Raw genomic sequence first — 23,268 nt, 5'->3', positions numbered from 1 at the left:
TCATGGCTTATCCATAGTCACTACTTATCACTTGTGGAGTGCTTTATAATATTTATCAGGGTAATTTTCTCTGGACAGAATAGCCTCGGTAATGCGTTCTTCCCGCATTGCTCTTGAGTCTTGGGATTCGCAAGTCATACAATTCCCTGATGATCCAGGACCGTATTATTGATCACTAATCACAACAAGAATGAGAGATGATCATTCGGCATACCACTACTATCTCTCACCAGTCATGAATGAGGAGCCATCGATGAAGCAGCTGAATATTGTTATAGCGGGTGCAGGAATTGGAGGATTAACGGCCGCTATAGCATTGCAGCGTCAAGGGCATCAGGTGCATCTTTATGACAGGGTCGCATTATTGGCGCCTGCTGGTTCTGCTATTTCAGTGTGGCCCAATGGCGTAAAAGTACTGGATGCGCTGGGATTGGGCTCCGAGTTGGACCGCTCCAGCGGTGACATGAAAACCATGAGCTACTATGATCATCAGGGGAAACGGCTCACCAGATTCAGCCTCGAACCGCTCTATAACAGTGTAGGGCGGGCAGCAAAACCCGTTGCACGAAGCGCTTTGCAGAATATGTTGGTCAAGGCTGTTGGGATCGAAAACATTACCCTTGGCCAGCGCTGCAAGGGGTATAAGCATACTCCACAAGGGCTAAAAGTACTGTTCGATAACGGCAAGGCTGAAAGTGCTGATTTATTGATTGCGGCAGATGGTACCCATTCACGACTGAGAAATCAGATTCTGGATAGGCAGATAGAGCGTCAATACTGCGGATACGTCAACTGGAATGGTCGAATCAAGACCAGTGATATTGATCTTGATCCTGATGAATGGACGCAATTTGTCGGTGATGGCAAACGTGTTTCCTTCATGCCGATGGGTAAAGACAGATTCTACTTTTTCCTCGATGTACCACTGCCTGCAGGAACGCCGAATGTTTCTTCCTCGTACCGGAATGAACTGAAAGAGCACTTCTCCGGTTGGGCCAAACCGGTACAGGATTTGATCGAAAAATGCGACACCGATGGTATTGCGCGTGTTGAAATCCACGATATCCAGCCGGTAGATCGCTTTCATGACCAATCCGTCGTGATGATTGGGGATGCCGCGCATGCGATGGCGCCTGATCTGGGACAGGGTGGCTGTCAGGCCATGGAAGATGCGTGGGTATTGACCGAACTACTGGCCGCCAATGATGGGGAGATCGCGCCCGCATTGGCGCAGTTTGATCAGCAACGTGTATCTCGCACAGCATCCATTATAGAACGCGCTCACAAGCGCTGTGATATTACGCATGGAAAGAATCCAACGCTTACTCAGGAGTGGTACGAGGAGCTTTCCGTTGAAACCGGCGCCGATATCATGGCGGGTATGGAAAAAACCATCAAGGGTGGCCCCATCGAATAGGGAAACAGGGGGCCCCACGCCCCTTTGACCGAGCGAACGTCAGAAACGGAAGGAACGTTCGCTTTGCTCTTCCGTTAGCACGTCAGCCAATGCTTCCTTGGAAATATACCCCTGGGACAGCGCATGGCGTGCCATGGTGGCTGTATCTTCTGCCAGAACAAGCGTGCTGCCTGCCTGAGACACGTCGTCGGCAAGACGCTGAATGGCTTCATCACGACTGCTGTCTTCACTCACTGCACGAATATAGATGGTTTTTATACGCGTCGGATATTCACGTACGATGGTGGCATATACCTCTGGGTCCCGCTGGCCACTGTCTCCGATCAAAATGAAGGGCAGATCCTCATAAAGTGCCAGCATGCGTCGAATCATGATGCGCTTGTGATCCTTGGCTCGCCGAGGAAATGGCCGTGTCAGTGACATTCCCCACTCTCGCAAGAAGAGCACAGGGCCCGCGGGAATACGATTGATACGGAAAAATTCTTCGAGCATCTCGTAGATACTCCAGGGCGCTCTGGAGACATACAACAACGGGCGCTCACGGTGATCATCCCCGTTATAGAGTGCCTGATAAAAAGCCGCCACACCGGGAAAGGCCGCGCGCCTGTCTGCCTTTTCAAGAAACAGGCGAAAGAGCATGATCGCCTTGTTGGCAACACCGGTATGCATCACCGTATCATCAATATCACTAATGACACCAAAATCGACATCGGCAGGCGGTATATATATTTCAGTCGATGCCTTCACCGAGTTGTCATCAAGCACTCGGAGCTCTGCTTCATACCAGACCCGCCCCACTTCAAGGCCTTCATCCACAGAAACAGTGGCACGGAAGTAGCCATCATCATCGGTGCTGACAATGGTTTGAGAATCATTGAATCGCACAGTAACGTTGATCCCCCCCATGCCACGCCGCATGAGACGTCGCAAAGAGTCAATCACATCCCGATAGAACGTTCCTTCGCGAATACTGGAACCAAAGCCATGTTGATAAAACACCCTGCCCATGACGAATACTTCACGACTGGAGCCAACACCTCTGAAAGGGTTGATTACCAGACCTCCTCGTCCATGATCACTTTTCATGGGGCGTGCATAGACGCTTAAACATCGCCTTAGCGCACGGAAGGGGTTCTTGCCTCGTAGACCCATCGATGACCTCAAGTCATAAACCAGCGCGGATATATAGTACCCAAAGTGTCGAGAAATCAGCTTTGAGCGGCCTAAACAAATAGCCCAAAGCATGAGCACTCACAACGGTATACCGCCACCGGACACTTGCTGGGGGTTGTTGATATTCATCATGGCAATAAAAAAACGAAAACCATGGAGGGCTATTTTTCCCATACTTTCCGCTTATAAACAACCATTAACCACGTGTAACCCCGAGAACGAATGGAGAACCCAGGACTTGAAGCCGCTGATCAAAGCTGACTGCCTGAGGCGAAGCCGTCTGCCAAAGGCGTGCTCCACGTGGTGAGGTAACTGTTGCTGTTAACCCGTAGTGGTGGGTTCGAATAATCCGGGTCGGATGATAATTCAAATGAAACGGCATTGGCACCGCGCGCCGCAAGGAACTGGCACTGGATGCCACTACAACCTGGTGAGCGGGATCTGTCGTATCCACCAGATCTACACGCAAGTGCGAACCTACAGGTACCCACATGCGTGATTCAGAAACAACATAACCCGAAAAGCTGTACATGAAATTGGGAGAAACAGCTCCCTGGGATGACACTACGATGGCTGAGGCAACTGGTGCCCATAACGCAGATATGCCTGTCATCAATACCAACATCATCAATCCCGACAGAGCATGATGACGCAGACGGTGAATACCAAAACGTTGCAAACCGAATGTTTGGAACAAGCGAGAAAAAGTGGAAGTCATGGGATAAAGACAATATTCAAAAGACATGATCAACAAGATAAATAAAAAACAATGTTAATAACCACAATGTAAATAAAAAACCGTAATGAATGGAAGGCAACAAACAACAAATAACGTGAAATGTGGACTCATCTGTCACACAATATCGAAAACACAACATCTAAAAACGGCAAAAACCGCTAACAGCACGCCAAATTGCGCATGCATTGTCCCCCCATACATTAATGGGGTTGAGGACGAACTACCATGAAGCTATCCATAGCGCGGAACGGAGCACGAAATACACTCTGCGAGAGCACAACGTCTGGGCAGCTACACAGGATACTCATCTCATGCCCTGCCCAGTATCGCTCATGCCCGGCCCAGTATCGCTCATGCCCGGCCCAGTATCGTTATAGTACCAATAGAAACTGCCCACCATTATACAATCAAGAGGAGGTTGCCGTTTCAATATCCATAAACTCGGAAACGTTCGCGATAATATCCTGTGTCGGCATGTTGGCATCCAGGGTAATCCCCGGCTCATCAGGTGCAAGACGTTCAAGTGTCGCCAATTGCGAATCGAGTAATGACACAGGCATATAGTGATCTTCTCTTGATGTCATACGTTTGACCAATTCGTCACGATCAACATCCAACAAGACAAATCGTACTTTCGCATTGGCCTGACCGAGTAACTCACGGTAACTACGCTTTAGTGCAGAACAGGTCAATACAACATTGTGGCCTTGTGCGCTTTCGTTCGAAATCCACTCCTGAATGGAGCGTAACCATGGCCAGCGGTCTTCGTCCTGCAGCGGAATACCCGCTGACATCTTGGCAATATTGGCCTTGGAGTGAAAATCATCAGCTTCAGCGAAGGGACACCTGATAAATTTTGCGAACTCTTCCGCCGTTGTAGACTTGCCAGAGCCTGATACACCCATAAAAATGATTGCAAAGGTATTTGGCATCACTGGAAACTCCGTGGCTGAATGCTGGACAATGTATTCATCCATCTTAAAATTAAAGAAAACGGTACCACCTTGCTTTGGCGGGCACCATGTTTTAACTGGGGAAGCCGCAAGATCCTCCCCTCTGAAACCCTCGCCAGCTTGCATGTCACTGCGCATGGTCAAGGTTCTTAACAATTGGTCTTATGCCTGAACTGCCAGTGTACGGTAGGGTCATCCACCCCACACCGGTTTGTCGTGATATAAAAGATATAACAGTCACACGCCACGAATTCCATTAGCCATTAATATTAAGAGATTATTACTTTGGACACTTCCATCACTCATCTCACTACGGTTCCTGACCGCCTGGCCGCTGTGCGTCAAAAAATGAAAGAAGCCTCACTGGACGCATGGATTGCACTCTCTTCTGACCCTCATCTATCTGAATATGTACCGGAACATTTTTCACAACGTGAATGGCTGTCCGGATTTACCGGCTCTGCTGGAGTATTGGTCATACTGGCTGATGATGCCGCACTATGGGCGGATAGCCGTTATTGGGTACAGGCCGAAAAACAACTGCAGGGTACTGGCATCCACCTTGAGAAGATGACCCATGACCGCCTTTACTATGATTGGCTGGCCGAGGTTCTCCCTTCAGGAGCCCGGGTTGGGATCGATGGCGCCGTTGTATCGGTTACGGCAGCCGCTCAGATCGAGGAAGCATTGGCCCCCAAGGGTATTACTCTGATCACTGATATCGATGTTGTCGACGACATCTGGCAAGACCGCGCCCCATTGCCTAAAGAGCCCATTTATGCCCACCCCGATCCATATGCGGGGACCCCGCGGACTGAACGACTTGCTCAATTGCGTGACGCGCTCACAAAGCGCGATGCAGAATGGCAGCTACTATCCAGCCTCGATGATATTGCATGGCTTTTCACACTACGTGGCAGTGATGTGGACTATAACCCCGTGTTTCTTGCTCATGCGCTGATCGGTCAGGATCAGGCCCTGCTCTTCGTCGATCTGGACAAGATTCCATCAGCTCTGCAAACCGAATTGAAAGAGGAAGGGATTACGCTGGTGGCCTATGAGGAAATACTGGATACGCTCAAAACGTTGCCAGAAGATGCCACTATTTCGCTCGACCCACAAAAAGTCAGTCTGAAGTTTTATGAAGCCCTGCCAGAAGGCGCCGAACTGATTACCGGTATCAGCCCGACCACACTTGCGAAAGGGTGTAAAAGCGATGCTGATCTTGCCCATGTGCGTCACGCCATGGAAAAGGATGGTGCTGCGCTGTGTGAGTTTTTCGAGGACTTCGAACGAGCTCTCGCTGCGGGTGAATCTGTTTCGGAACTGACAGTCGACGAACGACTGACAGCACGCCGTGCAGCCAAGGAAAACTATGTTTCTCTGAGTTTCCCAACGATCGCCGGTTTCAACGAAAATGGCGCATTGCCTCATTATCGTGCCTTGCCGAATGACTATTCGGAGATCAAGGGCGATGGCCTTCTACTTATCGATTCAGGGGCACAATACCTTGATGGTACGACAGACATTACCCGTGTCATCGCCATCGGCACGCCCAATGAACAGCAAAAGCGTGATTACACGACCGTTCTCAAGGCAATGATTGCACTTTCCCGTGCCAGCTTCCCCGAGGGTATCAAGGCGCCCTCCATTGATGCGATCGCACGGGCACCGCTGTGGGCACAGGGACTCGATTTTGGCCACGGCACCGGCCATGGTGTGGGATATTTCATGAATGTACATGAAGGGCCACAAAGTATTGCCTATCCAACACCGCCAACCCCCGAGCGCGCCATGCGCAAGGGCATGATTACCTCTATTGAACCCGGGCTGTATCGCGCCGGTCGTTGGGGTATTCGTATCGAAAACCTGGTGGCCAATAGGGAGCTCACCACAGCGGATGGTGAATTCGGCGAGTTCCTTACGTTCGAAACCCTGACATTATGCCCCATCGATACTCGCCCTATCATCCGGGAACTGTTGACTCAGGAAGAAGTGGATTGGCTGAATGACTATCATGCAGAGGTGAGAGCACGCCTCACGCCCCATCTGGATGAAAAGGTCGGCCAATGGCTTGAAGAAAAAACCCGTCCCATTGATTAAGCGATACCCTCATGACATCCACCAGGACGGTGCCGGAACACTCCGGCGCCGATAATCAAACGACAGAAAGCCCATATCCACTTATCCCTGTGACCTTGCTCAGTGGTGCACTGGGCGCAGGGAAAACGACCCTGCTCCGGCATATACTCGCAGCGGATAGCCATTTGAAGCTTGCCGTCATTGAAAATGAATTCGCCTCAGCGAGTATCGATGATCAACTGCTTGGAGATGCCGCCGAAACGATCGTGACGCTGGCCGATGGCTGTATTTGCTGCTCTATCGGTGCTGATCTTGAGCGTACACTGATCACTCTTTTGGATAAGCGGGATTCAGGTGAGCTAGCCTTTGACCGACTCATCATCGAGTGCTCAGGCATGGCCGACCCCGGGCCCATTGCTCAGCTGTTTCTCTCCGAAGAGTTTGTTCGGGAGCGCTATCAGTTGGAAGGTATTCTGACATTGGTAGACGGCCTACACGCCTCCAAACAGCTTGAGCGCCCCATTACGCAGGCACAAATCGGCTTTGCCGACAAATTGCTGGTGACCAAAAGTGATCTGATTTCAGCTGAACAGAAGCAGGCGTTAACCGAACAGCTGCGATACATCAACAGGCGGGCCCCTATCCTGTTTATCACTCAGGGCGAGGTTCCTCTTGATGAAGTCTTTGGCTTGCAAGGGTTCGAACTGGAAGCTGAACCGGATCAATTGCTGTTCACGCCAGCGTCGCATTCAGGGCAAAAGAAAAAGCAATTCCATGCTCCATCGGTGACGAGTGATTCTGCAAACAGTTTACATACGTCCAGTATCTCTTCCATGGTGCTGGAAAGCCTGTATCCCATCGATATTGATACCTTCAGTATCTTCATGAACGATCTACTTGAAACACATGGCCATCGTTTATTGCGCTACAAAGGGGTACTTGATATTGATGGTGCAGAAGAACGTTTGGTCTTTCAAGGAGTCTTCAAACTGTATAATTTTGATTGGGGACGCTCATGGGGCAAAGAAAAGCGCAGAAGTGTTATCGTAATTATCGGCGAGCATCTTCCCGAAGCCAACATCCGTGAAGCCTTTGCACAGACAACAGAGCGATCCCTGTTACGCTGACTCTGATCAGTCACAGGATCATGACCAAGGAATAAACATGAGTACTACCATCCCCACGCAGGCACAGATCTCGGCCGTTGGATTTACAGCACTAACCATTGGTAAAGTCTTTGCACAACTCGAGGATGCAAAGGCAAACCTCTCGTATGAGCAACTACAGGGGCTTACACATCCTGTAGGCGTATGGTTACGCGAAGAGTATGGGGACGAAGTGGTTGAGGCCGCCAAGGAGGTATTGGGGGCCGAGCCCATTGATCACGAAGCCAGCGAAGAAGAAGTGGATGCTGCAGTGAATGCCGTTAAAACAAGCCTTGCCCTGTTACTTGACAAACTGCATGAGACAAATAGCAGTATTAGGCTGAATCAGGCACAGCTCACGGAAGAACTGAAACTGGCCTTGGCGGAAGCATACGATACAGAAGAAGTGGAAAAACGCTGGCCCACTTCTGGCGATGAAAAAACAATATGAATATTCACCCTATCGGGTTTACCTGATCAGGCGACCTCGTTTTCTACCTGCCCGGAAAGACGCTGACAAACAGCCTGGGCTTCTTCCTGAGAAGGATAGCAGCCCAGGGATCTATCCGCGTGGCTGGAACGTTCTACCACACACCAACCCCTTACCCTGGTCGGCTCTTCCTGGTCATAGTGGGGGACTACGCAATAAGCTAAACTCATGGTCATTACCTCTATCATCATTAGTCGGGCCCTGTTCTAAAGTAAATAGGCCATCTAAAGACGATAATCCGCAGGTAACCACATTACCAGTCACTTAAATTGTAAAATCGTCGCGTTTTGTAACCTTTGTAATGGCGACCTAACAAGCCTTGTCCGCTCTAATACGTCGTCTACTCCCCTCCTCCTGACAAAACAGGACAGCACGGCCATTCGCTCGCTTCAAACAGAGTGAGAACCCGCAGCCTATCCTATCCTCTGGCCTGTCCTCTGGATTGTTTAGCCAGTATCTATTCGACGGTGATACCACACTGGAAAGTGCGTTTTGCCGCTTCCTGCTGTGCGTTCGGGTTGTGATACAACAAACGAAGCACGCCATGCCCACGGGACTCCCCCTTGAAGCGCCAATCATAGACAACATCGGTTTTCGACCCTGCAATGAGTTTTGTATCAGAAGAATCGCGTTGTTCTGCCTTGGGCGCCGTCAGCAATGCTAAACCGGAGGGACGATTATCCAATTGCCATGCAAGCCCGCTTTTCGTATTGGCTGGCAGGCGCACAGATACCGTTTTTCCGACAGGGACGACCAACCGACGGCAATGGGCTGTATCCCCGGGTCTGACAACCACATACGGTTCACGAGTATAGATGATCGCTTCTGGTGAGCCGGCGTCTGCATAGGGATCACTGGCGGAGGAACTGTCAGCAGTATTTCCTGACGTTTGGGCAAAGGCGGGTAATGCGGCATTCCCGATCTTCAGGCCCGACTGACGATGCGCACCCTCGCCCTGTGCATGTTGGGTAGCCCCCTGTGAATTAAGAACAGCGCAGCCAGACAGAGCGCTCAGAGTAGTCGCTAGGGCCAGCAGAGTTATCGATCGACATCCAAAACGCATGTTTTACTTCCTTGACACTATATATAAGCAGAGAGATATAGGCAGAGAGGTGTTTCAGCAATGACCGCTTCCGACAGAACGTATGAAATCAGGTGATCATTTAATCTGAGCTAAAGTCATTGTATTGCGACACCCCATATTTCGGGTATTGCCATGTTTCAGGTACTAATTCAGGTACTCATTAAAGTACTAAGAGGGTAAGGAAAGTTCATGCAAACGTCGATAGTGATATTTTTTTAGTATTGAAAAACTAAAAACCATATATTATTGGTATGTTAAAATGTATTTATTGATGGATTTCGACTGGCGAGCCCAATAATCGACTCGCCAGCTTCAGCGCTTTGAGCGTAACGTGGTAGATGAAGAATTTTAACATGGAGGGGGGGACTACACTCATGGCAGCACAACCCAAACCCGCAAAGAAATTGACACAGGATGAAAAAACATCCCTTATCGAACGTCTCAAAGGCATTGTTGGCAGCAAACATACGCTGACAGAGCCTTCCAGCACTGAGCGTTTCCGCAAAGGATTTCGTTTTGGCGATGGTCCAGCACTGGCTGTCGTGCAACCCGGCACACTCGTTGAACAGTGGAAAATCCTCAAAGCCTGTGAAGAAGCTGATGTTATCGTTCTCATGCAGGCATCCAACACAGGGCTAACAGGCGGCTCTACTCCTGACGGGGACGACTATGATCGCGATATCGTCATTCTCAGTACTAGTAGAATGGACAAGATCCATCTAATCAATGATGGTAAACAGGTGATCTGTTTCCCGGGGGCCACGCTGTATCATCTCGAAAGAGAATTACGCCCACTGAACCGCGAGCCTCACTCCGTTATTGGTTCATCCTGTATCGGGGCTTCCGTTTTTGGCGGTGTTTCAAATAACTCGGGAGGTGCATTAGTACGCCGTGGCCCAGCCTATACAGAGCTGGCTGTCTATGCACAGCGTACAGCGGATGGTGAACTCAAGCTGGTTAACCACCTGGGTGTGGAATTGGGCGATGACCCGGAGGAAATCCTGACTCGCCTTGAAAAGGGAGATTTCACACAAGCCGATATCTCCAACGATGCAGGTGCCGCTTCGGATCAAAACTATCAGGAACATGTCCGTGACATCGATGCTGATACACCTGCCCGCTTCAATGCAGACCCCCAACGTCTTCACGAAGCCTCGGGTAATGCAGGGAAACTGAGTCTCTTTGCTGTCCGACTTGATACCTTCGAAGCCATCCCCTCAAAAGTCTTCTATATTGGTACCAACAGTACAGAGGCCTTGAGTAAAATTCGTCGCGAGTTCCTCTCACCCGATCGGGAATTACCCATTGCAGGAGAGTATTTACACCGCGAGGCCTTCGATATCGCAGACGTCTATGGCAAAGATACCTTCGTCATGATTGAGAAACTGGGGACGGATCGACTACCGAAAATCTTCGCGATGAAAGGCGCCATGGATGCATTTCTTGGTCGCTTCAATATTCATGGATTAACGGACAGGCTCAGTCAGTGGCTTTTCCACTTCTTTCCTGACCACTTGCCCAAACGCATGCGTGAATACCGCGACCGTTTCGAGCACTATCTACTGCTGCGCATCCCATCAGACCAGTTGGAATCCACGCGTGAACTCCTGACCGATGCCTTGAAAGAATACGGAGAAAATCAGGCTGATTTCTTCGAGTGTACTGATGAAGAGGGCACCAAGGCATTTCTACAGCGTTTCGCTGCGGCAGGAGCAGCCATTCGTTATCGTACGGTTCACCACAAGGAAGTTGAAGACATTGTCGCGCTGGATGTTGCTTTGCGCCGAAATGATAAAGACTGGTTCGAACACCTTCCCCCCGAGATCGACAACCGGCTGGAGAAAAAACTCTATTATGGTCATTTCCTTTGCCACGTCATGCACCAGGACTACGTGGTGAAAAAAGGGAACGACTGCATGGATGTCGAACACGATATGTGGAAGGGGCTCGACAAACGGGGTGCAGAATATCCGGCGGAACACAATGTTGGACACTTGTACCACGCAAAACCGGATCTGGCCAACTTCTATGAAAAACTGGACCCCTGCAATTGCTTCAATCCGGGTATTGGTCAAACGTCCAAACTGAAGTACTGGGGCAAGGCTCCCGGCGGCAAAAAAGTCGAGACTGAAACCGAGAACTGATACACGCATTGTTGGACATGAACAGGCCATGCGCAAGCGCGCCTGTTCAAGCTGAGTGGGTCAGTGCTTATCCATTTGAGTATCTGCATATGTCAGTAATGGCCTACTGAGTGCTGACACACACCAATACGATGCACACAACTCCTTGTAGGCGTCAGTATGCTCAAGGCAACATTGCTAACGCTAAGCCCTGTGTTAACGCTATGCTCTGTGCAGGCTATCCTGCATGGGGCTTTTATCAAAATACTGTTTATATTCGCGCGAAAACTGCGAGCTTGAACGATATCCCACCCGACTTGCCACTTGTCCTATTTGAAGAGAGCCTTCCGCCAATAGAGCCCTGGCCTTAAGCAGCCTCAATTGCTTCAAGTATTGAAGAGGGGCTGCCTGAGTAATTCGCTTGAAATGGTGATGAAAATGCGACGTGCTCATGTTCACCTGACGCGCTATTTGCTCAACACTCAATGCATGGGTGTAGTGTTCCTGCATAAACTGTAATGCCTCAGCAATACGCAGATAATGGCTTCGGTCAACAATCAGGCGACGCAGGGAATCGCCATGAGGCCCCTTTAACACTGCAAAGATGAGTTCTCGTAAACGCCCCTCGCCCAATACCCGACAAGCAACAGCATCCTTCAAACAACGCACCAGCCTCAATGCGGCATCCGTTACCTCTTCATTTAAAGCCACTGCCGCCATAGGGTCGGGTGGCATAACGGAGGATTGAGCCGGTAATTGAGCAACCAGTTCAGCCAGATGCAAACGATCCAAGCGAATGGATAACCCGAGCAAAGGCTCTTCAGGCGTCGCGCGTGTCTCACATTCAAAAGGGAGCGGCATGGCCTGTACCAGATAATGGCCCGCCCCATAATGGATTTCCCGCTCTCCCAAATACCCGATCTTTCCCCCTTGCGCCACAATGATCAACCCCACTTCGTACATCAATGGGGTACGAGGATAGTGTGAGAAAGCTGCCATCAGATTAACGCCCTCAAGAGGGGTCGAGGTCAGCCCCTCATGAGTTACCATACCGCTCAGCTCAGTGACAAGCGCCCCTAAAGACGTCTGATCTATAGACATTCCAACTCTCCACTGGACGGCACTATAAACAGGATGTTTCTACAGATGTATCACCTGCCATCACAGATGCAGTGGATGTAATGACCTGATACTTTCATTCAAAACAGTGTTATTCAGAGTAATTAAATTCAAAACAGGTGCATTCAAAACAGATGCGTTCAGAATGCTTCCTTGTTCGTTACATCATAACATTATGCATGCATATCGCTTGATTCGTTAGCAAAAATGCTATTTTCCATAGGATCAGGCAAGGATAAAGCAGAAGTGAGCTAGCTATATTCCTTTATAGCCATCACACTAGTAAAAGATGAATAACGAAGGGGTCGGAAATGTCATATCGCCATGTTCAGCCTACTACCTGCGCCTTTATCCACCCTTCATCTATTTAGTAAAAAGCAATTAATACCCCTCCATCAACCATGTTCTGAAATCATTAGAGAGAGATTTATGGCCAATACACAGAGCTATGCTGCACTGTCCTCTACTACGCCTCTTGAACCATTCACATTTGACCGTCGTATCCCACGCGCTGACGACGTTGCTATCGAGATTTTGTATTGCGGCGTTTGCCACAGTGACCTGCACTTCGCACGCGATGACTGGGGCTTCAGTACCTTCCCTGTTGTGCCCGGACACGAAATTATTGGGCGCGTCACCGCGGTGGGCGACAAAGTGGAAGCCTTCAAACCGGGCCAGATTGTGGGTGTAGGCTGTATGGTAGATTCCTGCCAGACCTGTGAAGCCTGTAAACAAGGGCTGGAACAATACTGCCTCGAAGGTTTTACCATGACGTATGGCAGTCCGGATCGTCAGGATGGCACAACCACTCAGGGGGGGTACTCGACTCAGATAGTGGTGAGTGAAAACTTTGTTGTAAGCGTACCCGAGAAGCTTGATTTCACGACAGCTGCCCCTATTCTGTGTGCCGGTATCACCACCTATTCACCGCTGAAATACCATGGCGTAAAAGCCGGCCACAAGGTAGGTGTGATCGGTATGGGTGGCCTTGGACACATGGGCGTCAAACTGGCCATTGCACTGGGTGCCGAAGTCACCCTGTTCACCCGTTCTGAATCCAAAGTGGAGGAAGCCAAACGCCATGGCGTACACCACGTGGTGGTTTCTACTGATGATTCACAAATGGAAGCGTATGCCGGCTATTTTGACTATCTGCTCGATACCATTCCGGTCGCTCACGACATTAACCCCTACCTCAACCTGTTGAAGTTTGATGGCGTACACATTCTTGTGGGCCTTATTGAACCCATCGAACCCACCATCAATGCAATGAATCTTGTGATGAAACGCCGAGTGGTGGCAGGTTCACTGATTGGAGGTATTGCCGAAACTCAGGAGCTATTGGAGTTCTGTGCCGAACACAATATCGGCTGTGATGTCGAAGTGATTACGATTGACCAGATCAATGAAGCCTTCGAGCGTATGCAGAAGGGCGATGTGAAATACCGCTTCGTCATCGATATGAAGAAATCCTACCCGGACGCCTGAGCAAGGTTAGCTGCCGGGAACGCACCCACCCAGGCTACTCATCATTCTGTATCAGACAGTTTTGGATAGCAGAAGGCAGTTAAAATCCCAGACAACATCACCCTGCCAGTCCTACTGACAGGGTGATGTTTTTTTAATCCCTGATGATGGAATAGATCAGGGTATCGCTCAAATTACCCTTGAGATCACGGCGTGCATTCCTGAGCCGACCTTCCTGTTGCATACCCGAATGCTCTGCAACACGCTGGCTAGCCACATTGTTGGCATCACAACTCAGCCAGACACGTTCGAAGCCAGAAACATCAATCAGATGATGACTGATCGCACGAACAGCCTCACTAATGTACCCTTTCCCCTTTGTTTCTACTGCTCCCCAATACCCTACTTCTGCGCTGGGTACCGATTTATTGAGGTTGGACGCATTCATGACGCCGGCAAGCCGGCCTGTCTCCCTGATCCATAAACCATAGATGGCACCATTACCTTCGCGGAAATTATTGAAGGCGCATTCACAAAATTCCTGGCGCTCTTCCAATGTCATGTTGGGCGTTAGCCACTCCAGCCACGGGGCAAGATGCTCATAGGAGCGCTTGAGTTCGTCATGAAGCGGTTCGGCATCATCAGGTTCGAGTTGACGCAGAATCAACCGGGAAGTTTCCAACCTCTGGGGAATATCGGTCATGAATGCTTAAGCTCCATCAGTCACTGACCAGTCAAGACGCAATAGCGCATAGAAAGGCCTGATAAAGGAATAGAAAACATTGCCATTACTGGCCTGAACGAGTATCCCCTGATCCTTGCCTTCTTGTCGATAGCTCCCCAGTGACATCCGTACGAATGATCGAATAGCAGAACATATCACTCAATGCCCCCTGAGGATTACGTCGAGTGTGCCTATACAGAGCCTCGCGCTGCATTCCCGAACGCTCTGCAACACGCTGACTTGCCTCATTCAATACATCACAGGTCAGCCAAAGGCGTTCAAAATTCATTTTTTCAAAATAATGCTGGATCACTGCTCTTACTGATTCACTTATAAAACCGTGTCCTTGTATCACTTCTGCTCCCCAATAGCCGATACAGGCGCTGGGGATAGCCCAATCAATTGAGGATAGCCCCACGGTACCGACAAATGTTCTAGTATCATCCGGTGTGGACTGTGTATGCCTGGATACAGATTCAGCCGTATCGGTACACCACAGCTCATCGGTACACCACAACCCATAGGTAGCACCAATCCCCATAAGGAAATCGTCATATGACCGTTGGCAAAAGGCTTCCTGATCAGCCAGTGTCAGATCAGGTTTGACCCACGAGGCCCATGCAGCAAGGTAATGATATGAGCACTTCATTTCTTCAAAGAGAAATGGTGCATCGGCACGCGTAATTTGCCGCAACATTAGCCGGGGCGCTTCAATCTGCTCGGGTAGCGGTTGCTTCATCCTAGTGTCTCGAACATTCCAGTGACAACAATAAGGCCTTCGTTTCCAGCCCCCCTGCAAAACCAGTGAGTCGCCCATTACTACCAATGACTCGGTGGCAAGGGATAATGATGGGTATACGGTTACGCCCATTGGCAGCCCCCACCGCACGAATGGCTTTAGGGGAGCCAATAGCAGTGGCAAGTTCGGTATAACTCAAGGTATCGCCATAGGGTATTTCCTGAAGCGCCTGCCAAACGCGATTCTGAAACGCTGTTCCCTGTAGTGAAAGCGGCAAATCAAAATGCCTGCGCTCGCCTTCAAAGTAGGCTTCCAATTGGGAACGGGCTTCTTTCAACACGGGATGCTGAGCATCTTCTTGCCAAGCGTCGGTCACCTGTTGCGGATAACGTGTGTTTTCAAACTGTACAAGCTGCAATCCATTAGCATCAGCGGCTAACAGAAGTTTCCCTACGTTGGAATTCATATATGTGTACGACACCATGCTGCCCGACTCCCTATGGATTCAAACCTACATCTGTATTTTCGGCCAATACGCACGGAAATTAAGTCTTGATATACAGTTTCTACATCTCTTTTGATCTGTTGGCGATCTCTTCGTTGAATCCAAACGTAGTAAAATCAGTAATACGTGATGGATAAAGCCGCCCTATCAAATGGTCATGTTCGTGTTGGACGATGCGTGCATGTAAACCATCGGCCACGACATCAATCGGCTGACCATCAGGGTCAATTCCCTGGTAACGAATCGTGGCATAGCGATCTACCTTGGCTCTTAAGCCAGGGATCGAGAGACATCCTTCCCAGTCACTCTCCAGTGTTTCATCCTCAACCGTCACAATCGGATTCAGCAACGCACATGGCGCCACCTCTGGACGCTCAGGGAATTTATCACTCGGTACAACGGCAAAAACCATCAGCTGCAAATCAACACCGATTTGGGGGGCCGCCAAACCGACGCCCCCCGAGGCACGCATGGTTTCGAACATGTCATTGACCAGCGTATGCAGCTCTTCCGTACCAATTTTCTCGGGAGGTACCGGCGGTGCCATTTTCAATAAACGCTCATCACCCATTCTCAGGATTTCACGAATCATCTTTTCCTCTCTTTCGTGCCTCATGCACTACTCAACCAACCGCAACAAGGGGCAGCTGGAAATAAATGCCCGACTAACAGATAAAGCAATATATAACGTTAATCATATAGAGTGGTCCCAAAAACCGCTGACACCCATGATTATCATGTCGTTACAAGAAGTGTTGATCAATATTCCCAAAGTGGTAAGGGTAGTTAGAAACGTCATGATGTCGTAACAGGTAAATAAAATTCATACCTTCTCAGCTCATTTTTGAAAAAAGTGGGGTGAATCAACCCATTATCCGGTTTACTATGCTCCTTTCCCTTTTTGTCAGGAGATAAAACGCATGAGCCATCGCTCCATCAATGCCTGGTTAACTGATATGGACGGCGTGCTCGTCTCCGAAAGCAAAGCGATTCCGGGGGCCGCCGAGCTGATTCAGCAATGGCGTAAGAATAAAACGCCCTTTCTGGTCTTGACCAACAACTCCACCTATACTCCACGCGACCTGAGCGCAAGACTCCGTTACGCGGGGCTGGATATTCCTGAGGAAAGCATCTGGACATCGGCTCTGGCAACGGCCACCTTCCTCAAGGATCAACATCCGGGAGGTTCTGCCTACGTCATTGGAGAAGCAGGCCTCACCACAGCCATTCATGAAGCCGGTTTCATCATGACGGATACTCAACCGGACTACGTCGTGTTGGGTGAAACACGTTCATACTCCTTTGAAGCGATTTCCAAGGCGATTCAGCTGATTAATCAGGGCGCACGCTTTATCGCGACCAATCCGGATCCGACGACGCCAAGTAACGAAGGTCCATTGCCGGCGACAGGCTCTATTGCCGCTTTGATTACCTGTGCAACCAATAAAAAGCCATACATCGTGGGAAAACCCAATCCGATGATGTTCCGCTCTGCGCTAAACAAACTGGGCGTGCATTCCGAAGGTACCGGTATGATTGGGGACCGTATGGATACGGATATAATTTCCGGGATGGAAGCAGGGTTACATACGGTTTTGGTAATGACGGGGATTTCCGACAAATCACATCTGGAGCAATATCCCTTCCGCCCAAAAGAGATCATTGGCTCAGTCGCTGATTTAGTGTCTAAAACGAAAAAACCGAAAGAAGAGGATACCGCAGAAGCCTGAACGTATCGTACACTCAATCCATTTCAGGCAATACGATATTGGCAACGCGCTTATGGCAGGATCTTAGTAAATAAAAAGCCCTCGGCCTACATGGTTGAGGGCTTTGTTTTGGATGTACAAAAAAACGCTGCCTTGAGTTTTGCTGCTTGTTTATCAGGCCTTCAAACCACGCCGGGAGCCCTGATACATCCGGAAGATTTTGTTCGAGTGACAGTACTTGTCGTGTCACAAGAATCTGTACATGTTTTCAACGCTATAAATAGCGATACATATAGGTCGTTGGCCGAAGTGCTTTTCCATTGGGATCATAGGAAAAGTCAGGAATCACTCCGGCTACTTCAAATCCCAATGTAGAATACAGATGCTCAGCGACATCCCCGGTTCGGGTATCGAGTGTCATCAATGTTTTCCCGCTACGTTTCCCATAGGCGATGGCTTCTTCCATCAAGCGTCGTCCCAGGCCTTTGCCGCGTGCATCTGGGTGCACAATCATTTTTGCAACTTCACACCGCTGGGGCTGATTGGGAGGCATAGCTGTAATCACTTGTACAGTACCCGAAACCTGCCCATTTACTTCGGCAACCATTAAGACCCGATGACCATCGATCACCTCTGGATTAACATTTTCGAGCCAAAAATATGATGCATCTTTAACCGATAATGGCGCCATAAAGCTTATGGAAGCGCCCAGATCAACGCTATCAATTAAAATTCGCGTAAGTGCCGCCACATCCGGCTCAATGGAGGTTCCCTCATGAAAGCGTATCTTGGTTGTCATCGTTATACTCGCTTCAAATTGAATGGATAAGGAAGAAAACAGCATCAACACAATAGCCATTTGCTAACAGGTGTATAGGGCTACTATAAAATCTGTAAATATTTCACTCAAAAATGAACCAATTCATCCAGCATCGGTCTCAACAGGTAATTGTTCCCTTGCAATGATCCTTATAATGCCCGGTTTTCTCGACCGGGCTTTTTTTGGCCTCGAATTCGGCAAGCAGACTATACTGCGGGAGAACCCGGCACTTTGATTTACTCAATAGACAAGGAGGTCTTTATGCGTATCCTGATGAAAGCCGTCAGCCTATCCATGGCATTATTGGCAGGAACGGCAATAACAAGTACTGCAATGGCAAGCACCACAATGAAAAGCACGGCCCCACAGACATTAAATGCACAGGTAGGGAAACTGGCTCATATTTCCCTCGAGGCAAATCCCACCACAGGCTATACATGGATGGTGAAACAATTACCCTCCAACCTGATTCTCATCGATGGTCATTATCAGGAAAATCAGCACGAAGAAGGTATGGTCGGGGTAGGTGGACATTACACCTATACCTTTATCGGCCAGCATGTGGGTACGGCGAAACTGCAGCTTATTTATGGGCAGTCCTTCAATAAAGCTTCCTGGAAAACCCGCACCATCACTGTACACGTCAAATAACAACGCACCATTGCCAGCGATGCAATAAAAAACAGCTGGGTTCATGACTGAACTCAGCTGAAAAGGATCGTACATCGTTGGGTGTTGCTCATAAGGGACTATGTGCCCCAATTCCTTCATGACCGCCTTCATGACCGCCTTGCAACCTTCCCTTTACTCTTTTGGCATGGGCCCTAGCTTCACGCCGTCTGGGTAGTATTTCCAACCATCCCGTACCTTGACCTTGTCATCCCACGGCAGCTTGTAATTACCATTGGCAAGGTCTTCTACCCAGGTCAGATAATTGGCGCGTTCTCCACCGGGCTTACCGACGTATCCCCGGCAACCCAGGTTGAAAATATTGTTTTCCAACGCCCAGTGTTCTCTAGCCTTATCTGCCAATCGGGGGAAGAGTTCAGCAGTTACAATCTCCCACGGGTTACGCTGCCCCTGCTGAATGACATTTCCATCATAGTTACAAATTGTGCCCTCACCAAAGTAATAGAACACATTATCGTAACCGGCAAGGTTTACAGAGACGGTATACATAAGGTTTTGCCAGGCATTCGTGCGATTCGTCCAGATCCACTGGTCATTGACTTGTGTGGAATACCCGGAAATACGGATGTAGACATTACAACCTTTGTAGGCCGCTTCACGCGCAAGCTCAGGAAACATGCCATCATGACAAATGTTAACGGCAAGCCTCGAACCTTTCGGGCCATCGCAAACAGGCATCCCCAGATTTCCCGGGCTCCAGGGTTCGATGGGCACCCAGGGCTGCAACTTACGATAGTGCAGCGCAATGTCACCTTCATTGTTAATGATGATCGCTGTGTTATACGGGGGTAAGGAGGGATCTTCATTGGTCTCCATAATGGAGAATACCCCCCACACATCATTTGCCCGACACGCATCCTTGAAGCGCTGAACCTCTGGGCTTTCAAGTGTCAGGAGCATTTCATCGTACGTCCAGATACTCGTATTCAACCCCTGCGTGGAGTATTCGGGAAAGACAATCAGATCAAGGTCAGGATAACCCGCCTTGGTAGAAGCGACCGCCCGGCAAATTTTATCCACCTGAACCTGAATATCTTCCGGGCCTGCAATAACAGGTACGGGATATTGAATGGCAGCCACCAACAGGGCCTCTTCCCAGGCACTTACACTTCCTGTACTTCCCATGATAACTCTCCTTGCTTGGTATCGACGGCTAACGCCGAATGTTCTTGTCATTGTTTTACAAGTATTTCTAGTCACCGGTGGGCAAAACACCTACGGGGCACTGTGAAGTACCTATCGTGTTGCGTGTTATCGCATGCACGTTTTTCTGCGCTGTATATGGGTCATTTATCCATTGTCGATAAAAATCGAATGGGCACTCAGCGACACCATGTTCGCCATCGCCTGAATGGAATACGCCTGTATAGCCACGATGCAGGAGCTTGAAGAGGTGATTTTCGGACTGATCATTCTGCCGGGCATCACGAATTTGGCTGACAGAGAGTTGAGCATATTGGACGCCCATTGGCTCTTCTCCACACTCTCCCAATGTGCGGCCATCAAATCCGATAATGGAAGAATGCCCGAAATAAGCGTAAACACCATCAAAGCCGGCCGCGTTGGCGACGGCCACATAACAGTTATTTGCCCAGGCCATCGCTTTGGACATGATGATCTGTTGTTCTTTAGAGGGATACATGTAGCCCTGACAGCGAATAATCAGCTCGGCACCTTTCATGGCGCAGTCTCGCCATATCTCCGGATAGTTACCGTCGTCACACACAATGAGGCTGATTTTTAACCCTTTGGGCCCCGTACTGACATGCGTCGTGTCTCCGGGATACCAACCCTCGATCGGACACCATGGAATACATTTACGGTACTTCTGAACAATATCGCCGTGATTGTTAATCAATACGAGCGTGTTGTAGGGTGCCTTGTGCGGATGTTCCTCATGCTGCTCTCCAGTAATGGAGAAAACACCCCATGTATTCGCTTTTTTACAGGCGGCGGCAAAAATATCCGTTTCAGGCCCGGGGATGGTCGTCGCAGTCGCCATCATCTCCTGCGGGTCATACATGATGCCCATGGTGCTGTATTCAGGGAATATAACGAGATCCATCCCCGGAAGCCCCTGCTTCATACCAATAAGCATATTGGCTATCGCATGAGCATTCTCCAGTACGGCTTCCCGGTCATGTAACCGCGGCATCGCATAATTCACGACAGCAACGCCTACATTATCCGCACTACTTGATATGTCTCCATGACGCATATTGTGGCCCTTCACATGAGGAAGACCAGACGTTGATCTTCATTCCGATTAGCGGATGAGGGTGAACTGACGGATAAGCCCTCTGAACATACTGTGCGGAATCATGATCACGCTGCCTACTGGGCATCCTCCCCGGGCGATATACGTCATTTGACGTACTGAAATCATCAGATAAACAGGCATGATGTAAGGGAATAATAAAAAGTCCTTCCATAGAGGGAATGTAGTACAGGCCTCATCCCATCTTTCCCTACAGGATGGATGGAAGCCCCCTCTATAAAGAGCAGTGCCCATAACAACAATTTTTATAAACAATCCGGCTGGAGAGTAGATCTGCATTCACCGCAGGTAGAAAGGCTCTCAGGAGATACCGAATGACAACCCAGTACGAAGTGAACTCCCCACCCACAGGTAGCAATAACAGTGGTCATAGCCATAGCGCCAATGAAACACTGGAAGATTACACGTTACGTTATGCACCACGTAGTTTTCGCCGCTGGAGCCCTGCTGTAGTCTCAATTACTGCGTTGGGGGGCATCGCCTATCTGGCTGACTTCTCCATTGGTGCCACCATGGGGCTATCCCATGGCACCATCAATGCCCTTTTAGGCATATTGGTCGCGGCAGTCGTCATCTTTGTCACCGGAATGCCCATTGCCTTTTATTGCGCACGCTACAATATTGATTTGGATTTGCTGACACGCGGGGCCGGCTTCGGGTTTTATGGCTCTGTCCTGACCAGTATCATCTTTGCAACTTTCACCTTCATTTTCTTTGCTCTGGAAGGCTCGATCATGGCACAGGGGCTCCTGTTGGGGCTGCATATACCGCTATGGTTGGGCTACCTGATCTCGACAGTGATTGTGATTCCGCTCGTCATGTACGGGATGAAAGTCCTGAGCACGCTGCAAGTATGGACTTCCCCCATCTGGCTGATCATGATGATTGGGCCGGTACTGTATCTTCTGGGCACGCATCCGGGCTTTTTCTCCGAATGGCTCAGTTATTCTGGCCAATCCGATGGCGGCGTGCATCTCTCCGATATCATGTTGGGCGCGGGTGTGGCGCTATCGCTCATGGCTCAGATCGGGGAACAGGTAGATTACCTTCGTTTCATGCCTACCCGCACACCAGAAAACAGCAAAAGCTGGTGGTTATCGGTTATCGCCGCAGGGCCAGGTTGGGTAATTCTGGGCGCACTCAAGCAAGCCATCGGTTGTTTGTTGGCGGTATACGTCGTCGGCCGTATCGGTTCGACTGCAGCATCAGAGCCTATCCAACAATTCATGGGCGATTTCAGTTTAATGATGCCAAGCTGGGCGGCACTAACACTCGCCGTTATTCTTGTCGTTATCAGCCAGATCAAAATCAATGTCACCAATGCCTACAGCGGGTCTTTGGCGTGGACGAATGCTTTTACTCGCGTCACCAAACACTATCCCGGCCGCCTTGTCTTTCTATTTGTTAACGTCGCTATCGCACTGGCGCTCATGGAAGGCAATATGTTCTCGGTACTCGACAACATTCTTGGCTTTTATTCGAATTGCGCTGTGGCATGGGTCGTCACTGTGGCAACTGACATTGTGATCAATAAATATCTATTGAAGTTGTCACCCAAACTGCCCGAATATCGCCGCGGCATGTTGTACAACGTCAACCCGGTAGGCACTGTGGCGTTCATTCTCTCGGCAGGGCTTTCCATTCTGGCGTACTTCGGAGCACTGGGTTCTCTGCTCTCTTCATACTCTCCTCTGGTAGCTATTGTCGTTGCCTTTGTAGCAACACCCGTCATGGCCGTCATTACCGGCGGAAAGTTCTACCTGAAGAAAACGGATGATGGCATCAAGGCACCGCGCTTTGATGAAAGCGGTGCACCCGCAGCCGGTGATTATCATTGCGTCAGTTGCGAGCAAACCTATGAGCGTCCGGATGTGATCTATTCACGGGAATTCAACGGCGTTGTCTGTTCCCTCTGTGCAACCACCAAAGTGAAAGAAATGTCGTAGTAGCCAACTCATAGGTGTGGGCAACCAAATTGCCTGCACCTGCCCGTTCTGACGTACTACCTGAG

Annotated in this window: 22 protein-coding genes; 9 read left to right on the top strand and 13 right to left on the bottom strand. The window is 49.6% G+C overall.

Going from position 1 to position 23,268, the window contains the following annotated elements; genetic code table 11:
- Window positions 1–253 precede the first annotated feature (253 nt).
- The gene (gene hpxO, locus LMG33818_RS09225) at window positions 254–1,417 is read left to right on the top strand and encodes an FAD-dependent urate hydroxylase HpxO (protein WP_442323087.1); all 1,164 of its coding nucleotides are present in this window, start codon (window positions 254–256) and stop codon (window positions 1,415–1,417) included.
- Between the two features lie 39 nt (window positions 1,418–1,456).
- On the opposite strand, the gene LMG33818_RS09220 is transcribed toward hpxO, so the two are convergent.
- The 3 genes from LMG33818_RS09220 to LMG33818_RS09210 form a co-directional block, all read right to left on the bottom strand.
- A complete protein-coding gene (locus LMG33818_RS09220; RefSeq protein WP_442323086.1) occupies window positions 1,457–2,569 on the bottom strand; it encodes an App1 family protein phosphatidate phosphatase in 1,113 nt (370 codons plus the stop codon).
- Window positions 2,570–2,786: 217 nt separating this feature from the next.
- Entirely contained in the window at window positions 2,787–3,308 is a 522-nt protein-coding gene (locus tag LMG33818_RS09215; protein WP_442323085.1) for a YbaY family lipoprotein, read from the bottom strand.
- A 428-nt stretch (window positions 3,309–3,736) separates the two neighbouring features.
- On the bottom strand, window positions 3,737–4,261 hold the full coding sequence (locus LMG33818_RS09210) for a gluconokinase (RefSeq protein WP_442323084.1): 525 nt from the start codon (window positions 4,259–4,261) through the stop codon (window positions 3,737–3,739).
- A 306-nt stretch (window positions 4,262–4,567) separates the two neighbouring features.
- On the opposite strand from LMG33818_RS09210, the gene LMG33818_RS09205 reads away from it, so the two are divergent.
- The 3 genes from LMG33818_RS09205 to LMG33818_RS09195 are packed head-to-tail and all read left to right on the top strand — an operon-like array spanning window position 4,568 to window position 7,960.
- Entirely contained in the window at window positions 4,568–6,385 is a 1,818-nt protein-coding gene (locus LMG33818_RS09205; protein ID WP_442323083.1) for an aminopeptidase P family protein, read from the top strand.
- Window positions 6,386–6,396: 11 nt separating this feature from the next.
- On the top strand, window positions 6,397–7,491 hold the full coding sequence (gene yjiA / locus LMG33818_RS09200; protein WP_442323082.1) for a GTPase: 1,095 nt from the start codon (window positions 6,397–6,399) through the stop codon (window positions 7,489–7,491).
- Window positions 7,492–7,528: 37 nt separating this feature from the next.
- Window positions 7,529–7,960 (top strand): hypothetical protein, encoded by a 432-nt coding sequence (locus tag LMG33818_RS09195; protein WP_442323081.1) that lies wholly within the window; start codon window positions 7,529–7,531, stop codon window positions 7,958–7,960.
- 26 nt (window positions 7,961–7,986) lie between these two features.
- Here LMG33818_RS09195 and LMG33818_RS09190 read toward each other — a convergent pair whose 3' ends face one another.
- Together LMG33818_RS09190 and LMG33818_RS09185 are read right to left on the bottom strand one after the other, a co-directional pair.
- On the bottom strand, window positions 7,987–8,169 hold the full coding sequence (locus LMG33818_RS09190) for a hypothetical protein (RefSeq protein WP_442323080.1): 183 nt from the start codon (window positions 8,167–8,169) through the stop codon (window positions 7,987–7,989).
- 287 nt (window positions 8,170–8,456) lie between these two features.
- Window positions 8,457–9,062, bottom strand: coding sequence for a protease inhibitor I42 family protein (locus tag LMG33818_RS09185; protein ID WP_442323079.1), 606 nt, complete (start codon window positions 9,060–9,062; stop codon window positions 8,457–8,459).
- Between the two features lie 395 nt (window positions 9,063–9,457).
- On the opposite strand from LMG33818_RS09185, the gene dld reads away from it, so the two are divergent.
- On the top strand, window positions 9,458–11,227 hold the full coding sequence (gene dld, locus LMG33818_RS09180) for a D-lactate dehydrogenase (RefSeq protein ID WP_442323078.1): 1,770 nt from the start codon (window positions 9,458–9,460) through the stop codon (window positions 11,225–11,227).
- A gap of 201 nt (window positions 11,228–11,428) precedes the next feature.
- Here the strand turns inward: dld and LMG33818_RS09175 are convergent, their stop codons facing one another.
- Window positions 11,429–12,307, bottom strand: a complete 879-nt coding sequence (locus LMG33818_RS09175; RefSeq protein ID WP_442323077.1) for an AraC family transcriptional regulator — start codon at window positions 12,305–12,307, stop codon at window positions 11,429–11,431.
- 447 nt (window positions 12,308–12,754) lie between these two features.
- Here LMG33818_RS09175 and LMG33818_RS09170 point away from each other — a divergent pair, with 447 nt between their 5' ends.
- Window positions 12,755–13,813 carry an NAD(P)-dependent alcohol dehydrogenase gene (locus tag LMG33818_RS09170; RefSeq protein ID WP_442323076.1) on the top strand — a complete coding sequence of 353 codons (1,059 nt, stop codon included), beginning with the start codon at window positions 12,755–12,757 and terminating at the stop codon, window positions 13,811–13,813.
- 133 nt (window positions 13,814–13,946) lie between these two features.
- Here LMG33818_RS09170 and LMG33818_RS09165 read toward each other — a convergent pair whose 3' ends face one another.
- From LMG33818_RS09165 to def, 4 genes are all read right to left on the bottom strand, one after another.
- The gene (locus LMG33818_RS09165) at window positions 13,947–14,495 is read right to left on the bottom strand and encodes a GNAT family N-acetyltransferase (protein WP_442323075.1); all 549 of its coding nucleotides are present in this window, start codon (window positions 14,493–14,495) and stop codon (window positions 13,947–13,949) included.
- 85 nt (window positions 14,496–14,580) lie between these two features.
- Entirely contained in the window at window positions 14,581–15,255 is a 675-nt protein-coding gene (locus LMG33818_RS09160; protein ID WP_442323074.1) for a GNAT family N-acetyltransferase, read from the bottom strand.
- 1 nt (window position 15,256) lies between these two features.
- On the bottom strand, window positions 15,257–15,721 hold the full coding sequence (locus LMG33818_RS09155) for a methylated-DNA--[protein]-cysteine S-methyltransferase (protein ID WP_442323073.1): 465 nt from the start codon (window positions 15,719–15,721) through the stop codon (window positions 15,257–15,259).
- A gap of 100 nt (window positions 15,722–15,821) precedes the next feature.
- Window positions 15,822–16,376 (bottom strand): peptide deformylase, encoded by a 555-nt coding sequence (def, locus tag LMG33818_RS09150; RefSeq protein ID WP_442323072.1) that lies wholly within the window; start codon window positions 16,374–16,376, stop codon window positions 15,822–15,824.
- A gap of 304 nt (window positions 16,377–16,680) precedes the next feature.
- Between def and LMG33818_RS09145 the strand changes: the two genes are divergently transcribed.
- Complete coding sequence (locus LMG33818_RS09145; protein WP_442323071.1) at window positions 16,681–17,490, top strand: HAD-IIA family hydrolase; 810 nt, start codon at window positions 16,681–16,683, stop codon at window positions 17,488–17,490.
- A 253-nt stretch (window positions 17,491–17,743) separates the two neighbouring features.
- On the opposite strand, the gene LMG33818_RS09140 is transcribed toward LMG33818_RS09145, so the two are convergent.
- A complete protein-coding gene (locus LMG33818_RS09140) occupies window positions 17,744–18,268 on the bottom strand; it encodes a GNAT family N-acetyltransferase (RefSeq protein ID WP_442323070.1) in 525 nt (174 codons plus the stop codon).
- Window positions 18,269–18,550: 282 nt separating this feature from the next.
- Between LMG33818_RS09140 and LMG33818_RS09135 the strand changes: the two genes are divergently transcribed.
- Entirely contained in the window at window positions 18,551–18,940 is a 390-nt protein-coding gene (locus LMG33818_RS09135) for a protease inhibitor I42 family protein (RefSeq protein ID WP_442323069.1), read from the top strand.
- A gap of 153 nt (window positions 18,941–19,093) precedes the next feature.
- Here LMG33818_RS09135 and LMG33818_RS09130 read toward each other — a convergent pair whose 3' ends face one another.
- Together LMG33818_RS09130 and LMG33818_RS09125 are read right to left on the bottom strand one after the other, a co-directional pair.
- Window positions 19,094–20,104: a formamidase gene (locus LMG33818_RS09130; RefSeq protein ID WP_442323068.1), complete on the bottom strand. Its 1,011-nt coding sequence runs from the start codon at window positions 20,102–20,104 to the stop codon at window positions 19,094–19,096.
- A 67-nt stretch (window positions 20,105–20,171) separates the two neighbouring features.
- On the bottom strand, window positions 20,172–21,197 hold the full coding sequence (locus LMG33818_RS09125) for an aliphatic amidase (protein ID WP_442323067.1): 1,026 nt from the start codon (window positions 21,195–21,197) through the stop codon (window positions 20,172–20,174).
- Window positions 21,198–21,571: 374 nt separating this feature from the next.
- On the opposite strand from LMG33818_RS09125, the gene LMG33818_RS09120 reads away from it, so the two are divergent.
- Window positions 21,572–23,203 carry a purine-cytosine permease family protein gene (locus LMG33818_RS09120; protein ID WP_442323066.1) on the top strand — a complete coding sequence of 544 codons (1,632 nt, stop codon included), beginning with the start codon at window positions 21,572–21,574 and terminating at the stop codon, window positions 23,201–23,203.
- Window positions 23,204–23,268 lie beyond the last annotated feature (65 nt).

The sequence above is a fragment of the Cernens ardua genome (genome assembly GCF_051251085.1).
In the GTDB taxonomy this organism is placed as follows: Bacteria; Pseudomonadota; Gammaproteobacteria; order Pseudomonadales; family Halomonadaceae; genus Cernens; species Cernens ardua.
The sequence above is the reverse complement of the archived record's forward strand: the minus strand, read 5'-3'. Positions and strand labels throughout refer to the sequence as shown.